Annotated in this window: 7 protein-coding genes and 2 pseudogenes; 2 read left to right on the plus strand and 7 right to left on the minus strand. The window is 40.5% G+C overall.

The genetic code is table 11. The annotated features are described in order from the left end of the window. Positions 1–35: 35 nt before the first annotated feature. The 4 genes and pseudogenes from C1T29_RS15315 to csn form a co-directional block, all read right to left on the minus strand. A pseudogene (locus tag C1T29_RS15315) lies at positions 36–209 on the minus strand (MarR family transcriptional regulator); the annotation flags it as partial. A gap of 302 nt (positions 210–511) precedes the next feature. Next, positions 512–1,267 carry a metal-binding protein ZinT gene (locus C1T29_RS15320; RefSeq protein WP_095432883.1) on the minus strand — a complete coding sequence of 252 codons (756 nt, stop codon included), beginning with the start codon at positions 1,265–1,267 and terminating at the stop codon, positions 512–514. Positions 1,268–1,420: 153 nt separating this feature from the next. Beyond that, a pseudogene (locus C1T29_RS15325) lies at positions 1,421–1,663 on the minus strand (sigma factor-like helix-turn-helix DNA-binding protein); the annotation flags it as partial. Positions 1,664–1,858: 195 nt separating this feature from the next. Next, positions 1,859–2,695: a chitosanase gene (csn, locus tag C1T29_RS15330; RefSeq protein WP_095432882.1), complete on the minus strand. Its 837-nt coding sequence runs from the start codon at positions 2,693–2,695 to the stop codon at positions 1,859–1,861. A 434-nt stretch (positions 2,696–3,129) separates the two neighbouring features. On the opposite strand from csn, the gene C1T29_RS15335 reads away from it, so the two are divergent. Both C1T29_RS15335 and C1T29_RS15340 read left to right on the plus strand, forming a co-directional pair. After that, positions 3,130–3,402 (plus strand): CD3324 family protein, encoded by a 273-nt coding sequence (locus C1T29_RS15335; protein ID WP_255220428.1) that lies wholly within the window; start codon positions 3,130–3,132, stop codon positions 3,400–3,402. Positions 3,403–3,538: 136 nt separating this feature from the next. Then, on the plus strand, positions 3,539–4,351 hold the full coding sequence (locus C1T29_RS15340) for an alpha/beta hydrolase (RefSeq protein WP_095432881.1): 813 nt from the start codon (positions 3,539–3,541) through the stop codon (positions 4,349–4,351). A 287-nt stretch (positions 4,352–4,638) separates the two neighbouring features. On the opposite strand, the gene C1T29_RS15345 is transcribed toward C1T29_RS15340, so the two are convergent. From C1T29_RS15345 to C1T29_RS15355, 3 genes are all read right to left on the minus strand, one after another. Beyond that, a complete protein-coding gene (locus C1T29_RS15345; RefSeq protein WP_103749966.1) occupies positions 4,639–4,995 on the minus strand; it encodes an SH3 domain-containing protein in 357 nt (118 codons plus the stop codon). A 51-nt stretch (positions 4,996–5,046) separates the two neighbouring features. Further along, positions 5,047–5,406 (minus strand): SH3 domain-containing protein, encoded by a 360-nt coding sequence (locus C1T29_RS15350; RefSeq protein ID WP_142393715.1) that lies wholly within the window; start codon positions 5,404–5,406, stop codon positions 5,047–5,049. Between the two features lie 451 nt (positions 5,407–5,857). After that, positions 5,858–6,161, minus strand: a 304-nt coding sequence (locus C1T29_RS15355; protein WP_231516503.1) for a VOC family protein, incomplete at its 5' end; no start/stop codon positions are given.

A 6,161-nucleotide genomic window follows, 5' to 3' on the forward strand; every position in this document is an offset into this window, starting at 1 on the left:
TTTTTCCTGTTTATTTTTTAGTCTTGTTTTTGAGGGGAGTCCGCAAGTTTTCTCACATTGCTATCAGCATTTTTCCCAATGGATTCAATACAATGTACTTCAGAAGGTTTGTACCCCTTCAAACTTTCTTCCATCTTAGACTTATTAAGCAACACCATCTTGTTAAATAAGTCTCTGAAATTCAATATGAGTTGTTCTTCTTTGTTCATGGCCTGCCCTCCCACCAGTTGGTGCACTAGCAATATTATATTCATTTTTTGTTTCTATTTCAACAAAATGAGAAAATGATAACTAGTAACATCAGGGCAGTCCCTTGACTTTTAATTGGATGCTGTCGGGCTTATAGACCACCTTAATTTAGAAATCACCGTCGGCGGAGAGAAAAAACGCCAAAAACTAAAGAGGACAAAAAGCTGCTGGCGAAGGGTCAGCAGCTAATACAGGGGCGTATAAACATTTCATTCCATACTTTATGATAAAAGAGCACCATACTTCATAGAATAATCATCATTTAATGAGCCATCATCTCATGGGCAATATCGTGCCCATCCATTTTTGACGGGTAGTAGGTAGGCCAGTTTTTGACTTCATCAAGTAAAGCTTCACGATCATCACCCCAATAGAGATGGTAATGACTAGCTTTAGTCGGATAAATACTATGATCGCTAAACTGGATATACTGAGGAAGCCCTTCCGCTTTTTTAGCTAGTTTGAATATGTACCTTACCCCCCTATTGCCCGCATCATATGTTAGAATTTCGTACCCGTCATACGTATACTTACCAGAATATTCTTTTCCATTTTTAAAGAAGGTTACAGTTTCTTTGTGGATTACAATACGGTCAACATCTGTTTGATAACCTTTTTTATAATACTCTTTATAATCTTTAGCTGTCTTGTCGCCTTCGTGTTCTGATTTATATGAAAACACTTCGTCAAGAGTACCATCTTGCAGGTATGGATATACAGATTGCCAATCTCCTTCCCAATCAGAAAGTGGGCGATCCTTTACTTGGCTGTTTTTAAAATAGCCTTCATATATTTTTTCTGTTTCTTTATCATGCGCATGACTATGATCGTGAGAATGTTCATGTGTGTGACTTTCAGATGTGTGCTCTTGCGCTTTGGAAGAGTTTTCTTCAGCTGCTGAGGATGATGTTGTTTGATTAGACTCACCTTTAGATGAATCGGAAGTCTGACATCCTGCCAATACGAGTAATGAACCTATAGCTAATATACCTAACCTCTTTGCAAATAAAATCTTCATTCCAACACTCCTTTTTATTAAATCGAAAACATTACGATTTATATTATACATCTATCTCTTGCCGACATCAACGGGAACATCATCTTCCTATTGCAGAATCGTATCTGGCAGCAGATGGCCAATTTACTTTAGAAAACTGACTTTGTTCATCAGTTATTCCTTTAAAAAACGAAAGTCTACGATATTTCCATATCGATCCGCTTCAATATGACAGCATCCCTCAAGCAGCTGTTTTCATTTTCCCCTTCCGCGTTGTACCCTTGATTTTGCTCCCGAGTAAGAAATGCCGAGCTTTTCACTCAGCTCTTTTTGTGATAACCTCTGATATTCAGTTAACTCGAGCGCCTCTCGATACTTTTCAGGCAACCGTTTGATGGTCGATTGAATATACAAAGTATCTTTCCCGGACCTGGAGGAGAGACACCTGAAGCACACGCCTGGTGATACATTCATTACTTGATACTGACATTTTTCTAAAATATTTATGCTGAACGATCATATATAGGAAAGACAAGAGCTTTTTTGTCTCTTGTCTTTTTCACATCATGCGGAGAATGCAGCGGCAAGAAACGATGCCGCTTTATTCAATGCTTATTTGATTACGAAATGACCGTATTCCTTTGAATGAACCTGAATTGGTCCGTTTAGATTGTAGTTGTTCTCCTTGGCGATAGAGCGGAGCACGTCCACACGGGCAACCGACTCTCTCCACTCGTCACGGGTATCATGATTTGCCGGATTCATCAGATCGTCATAGCGTACGTCCAAGAATTTATTTAACCACTTCTTCTCGTCTATTCCGTCTTTTGGTGACCCGCCCGCTTTTTTGTTCGTACGTTTAATTAAGGCATAAAAGGAGTCAGGATCATCACCATCGCCATGCTGAATAACCGTATCGTACATTACAGCTCTTGCCAATGCTGTTTTTAGTCCGGCATTATCCGATCTTTTCATGGCAGGCTGATAATACAAACGGTCATTTACTTTGTCTTGGGCAGCGCGAAATTCCTTATCATTTGCAAGCGACTTCCAGGCAGAAGCGAAGCCCTTAAGATTGCTTATGTCATCGCTTTCTTCCTTGGCCAGACGGCGCAATTCAGGCAGGTACTTCTTCAATTTGTTATTCGGAACTGCCTTTGTGTATTCTTCCACTACTTCCAATGCATCCCCTGTAGCCGTTGTAAAACCTGCCCGTCCGCATGTATAGCCTCGCCCGTCACCCAATGGCTCGACATATCCATATTGGATCTCCGTCGTGCCGTTTTCAAAGATACTTGTCAGCTGTTCCGCCCGGCGCTTTTGATCTTTATTCAGTCCCGCCGCAAAAACCGTTTCGCTCATCATCAAGGTAAAAAACATGGTGAAAACAAGTAATGAAATCGCTGCCTTTTTGCAGAAGCCCGCTTTTTTCTTCAAACTGATATTCATTTTATTGCCTCCTTCTAAATATTGTAAATCCAGACTTAGTATACATGAAGAGGCTATCCTATTGTTGAAAATACATTGTTTTGTCAATATTTTGAATCCAAAGTGATATAACTTGCATCTTACTATTTTTTGCCAATCAGCCTCAGTCCTTCTTACTTGGAAGTTCCCCCTTTGATTTTCATACTGCTTCAACTTTCATTAACAAGATGCCATAAAGCTTTACTCTAATTTATAATGGAAATGATCATCGAAAATAGGTATGGAGGTGATGTAAATGGCAAGCAAGATGAGAATGCCAGATTCCGCAACGTCCCATGCAAAGCCTATTATTGGGAAGGCGATACTTTGCATGGGGTAGACTTTCTAAAAGATCGCCCAAGTAAGCTTTTCTGATATAGTGGCTTTGCACCTTATTTAACATAAAAAATAAGGAGCTGGCAGAAATGGCATATGTAAAAGCAACCGCTATTTTACCTGAAAAGCTGATATCGGAAATTCAAAAGTATGTTCAAGGAGAAACAATATATATTCCTAAACCTGAAACCTCTCATCAAAAATGGGGCGCGTGTTCAGGAACAAGAAAGCTGATCGATGACAGAAACGCTTCTATTAAAAAAGCATTTAAAAACGGCAAAACCATTCATCAATTATCTGAGGAATATCACCTCTCTGATGAAACAATAAAAAAAATTGTCTACTCTAAATAAACCAAACGGAAGCACTGATGAAATATAATCAGTGCTTTTTATATGGCGAGTTTGTTTCTTAGTTATTTCCTGCATATGATCCCATTGGCTCATTGTGTAAAGTTAAGGGAGATGAGAAGAAAGGAAGGTTTTACAAATGACGATAAACAATGGAACGTTGCAAGTACCCGGCGCCAACATCCACTATCAGGTGCGGGGCACAGGTCCAATCATTCTTTTGGTCCACGGCGGAGGCGGTGATGCCGACAAGTTCCATCATGTTGCCAATCATCTGGCTAACTGGTACACGGTTGTTACTTACGATCGCCGCGGCCATTCCCGCAGCAATCTCGCCCATCAGGTTGAGAATTACCGTGTGGAAACACACAGCGACGATGCCCACCGTCTTCTAGCTAAAATCACCAATAAGCCGGCCTATGTATTTGGAAGCAGCTCCGGTGCTGTTATAGGGCTTGATCTGTGCATACGCCACCCTGAACAAGTACGTGTCATGATCCCGCACGAACCAATCCTATTGCAGCTTCTGCATGGAAATGAGCTGAAACAAGCCGAGCAATTCATGGAGGACCTTAAGATAAATCATCGAGGTGAAGTCACGAAGTTAATAGCAAGATTAGAGACTGACGAACAATCAAAGAATGTCCTGACAAAACGGCTCCTCGGCAATTCAACGTATTTCACTGATTATGAAATTCAAGGAATTCTCAACTATACATTAGATATCGAAGCATTAAAAACTGTGTTTACATCTGCATCGGTGAAGATAATCCCAGCTGGCGGAAGTGCTTCACGGGAGCTTTTTCCTTATCGCTGCGCGAACGCCCTAGCAGAACACTTGGAAACAGAATTGGTTGAATTCCCCGGAAATCATACGGGGTACACCATGCATCATAAAGAATTTTCTGAGAGGTTACACGACATGTTAGAAAAAAATAAACATACGGGTTAAGGATAGATTAAAATTTTCATAAAAGGACTAAGAGAACTTTTCAATAACGAGAACGGTAATGTGAGATGTTCCCTATCTTAATTTCGTATTTTAGAGCATTAAATACAACTCTAAAGCGGCTGGTTATTTTGTCCTCACCAACAACCAGTGTCTAACATCATGAAGCTACTTTGAAAATCACCACAAATGCAGGAATAGAAGACGCAAGCATAGCAAAAACCATACCAACTATTGTGATTGGTATGGTTTCTCTCTGATAGACCCTTAAGAGGGAGATCCGTATATCGCTAGTTGCATTTGTAACCGACTGGGCCATCTGAGCCTGTGTACACATACGTGTCAGACACATATCCAATATTCACGATCCCCCGGGAATCTTTCCATTGGATTTGGTCCCAAATATTACTCGTTCCATACTTCCCAGTCACTGTTGTTCCATAAGCATAACAATAATAAGGAACACGGGAGCCGCTCGGAATGGAAAGCATAATAGGATAATTTGTGCCTGGACCGCTGCGCATATTTACAGGCGCACCGCTGCTTGTTGAGACAGTAAAGTACTGAACGGCAAGCGCTTGACTGGAAAAAATGAATAATGATGCAATCATAACGGTTAACATACTGAGCATTCTCAGTTTAGCCAATGTCATCCCTCTTTCTTCAATTTCTTCATTTTGAGAATCGATAGAACAATGCTACCAGCTGCATTTAGGAACAACCGGACCGTCTGAGCCTGTATACATATAAGTATCAGAGACAAAACCAGGAACGATCTCGCCGCTTGCAAGCGTCCGCTCTGTGTAATTCCAAATATTACTCGTCCCATACTTTCCAGTTACAGTTGTACCGGTTTTGTAGCAATAGATCGGGATGCGGGTTCCGCTCGGAATGGTCGTTACAATTCCCCAACTTGTACCTGGGCCGCTGCGCATATTTACAGGCGCACCGCTGCTTGTTGAAACCGTATAATACTGAGCCGCAAGTGCATGACTAGAAAAAACGAACAATGATGCGATGATTACCATTAGCATACCTAGTCTCTTTAGCTTATTCATCTTATACCCTCCCCTTTAAATGCCGTACGTTTAACTTACTTCCATCCAGTTACAAGATCTACTTTCAGAAACCATGCCCCCTCCCCTCCCATATATGTATCAATGTACCATAAACTAGATCTTTCAAAAGTGGAATTATTCCTATGTTTTCGACAATTAAAAATACAAAATAAATAGCAGGCAGGCTTGATATTAAGGACTTGGATCATGCGATTCATTTCCACCAATTAACTCTATCCATGTACTGCTGCCTTGTATCCGCGCTTCTCCTCGATTCGTGGATACTTCTCCTTTTTCATCTAATCAAAAACGAACACCAAACAAACCAGCGTAAATACTGTAAGTTCAGTGTCCAAAGGGTGTGATGGCTTTGTTTTCTTTTCTAGAACGTATATAAAAAGGACAAGGTACGTTATCAAAGGCTGATTCTATCATTTTGCAAGTCGAAAAATCATAGCATTTTATATATTTCAATCAGGTTATGATCTGGATCTCTGAAGTGAGCAACTCGGGCACCCCATTCCTTGCGATCATGCGGTTTATTCACACATTTCACTCCTTTTTTGTGTAAATCGTCATACGTTTTATCAACCTCAGCCACCTTAAACTGAAGCAAAAATTTAGATTGAGCATCTCCTTCTAAAGATTGTTTTTCCTCTCCAATGATTTCAGCCATCGTTTCTCGGGATAATAGCTCTATTTTCGTTTCTCCATTATCAAAGAGTGCATATTCCATTTCATTCTCTAACCAACTT

It is taken from the genome of Bacillus sp. MBGLi79, from assembly GCF_002953915.1.

Bases quoted from the DNA above. Each gene is read 5' to 3' on its own strand.
- C1T29_RS15320 (WP_095432883.1), bottom strand. From the start codon at position 1,267: ATGAAGATTTTATTTGCAAAGAGGTTAGGTATATTAGCTATAGGTTCA.
- csn (WP_095432882.1), bottom strand. From the start codon at position 2,695: ATGAATATCAGTTTGAAGAAAAAAGCGGGCTTCTGCAAAAAGGCAGCG.
- C1T29_RS15340 (WP_095432881.1), top strand. From the start codon at position 3,539: ATGACGATAAACAATGGAACGTTGCAAGTACCCGGCGCCAACATCCAC.
- C1T29_RS15350 (WP_142393715.1), bottom strand. From the start codon at position 5,406: ATGAATAAGCTAAAGAGACTAGGTATGCTAATGGTAATCATCGCATCA.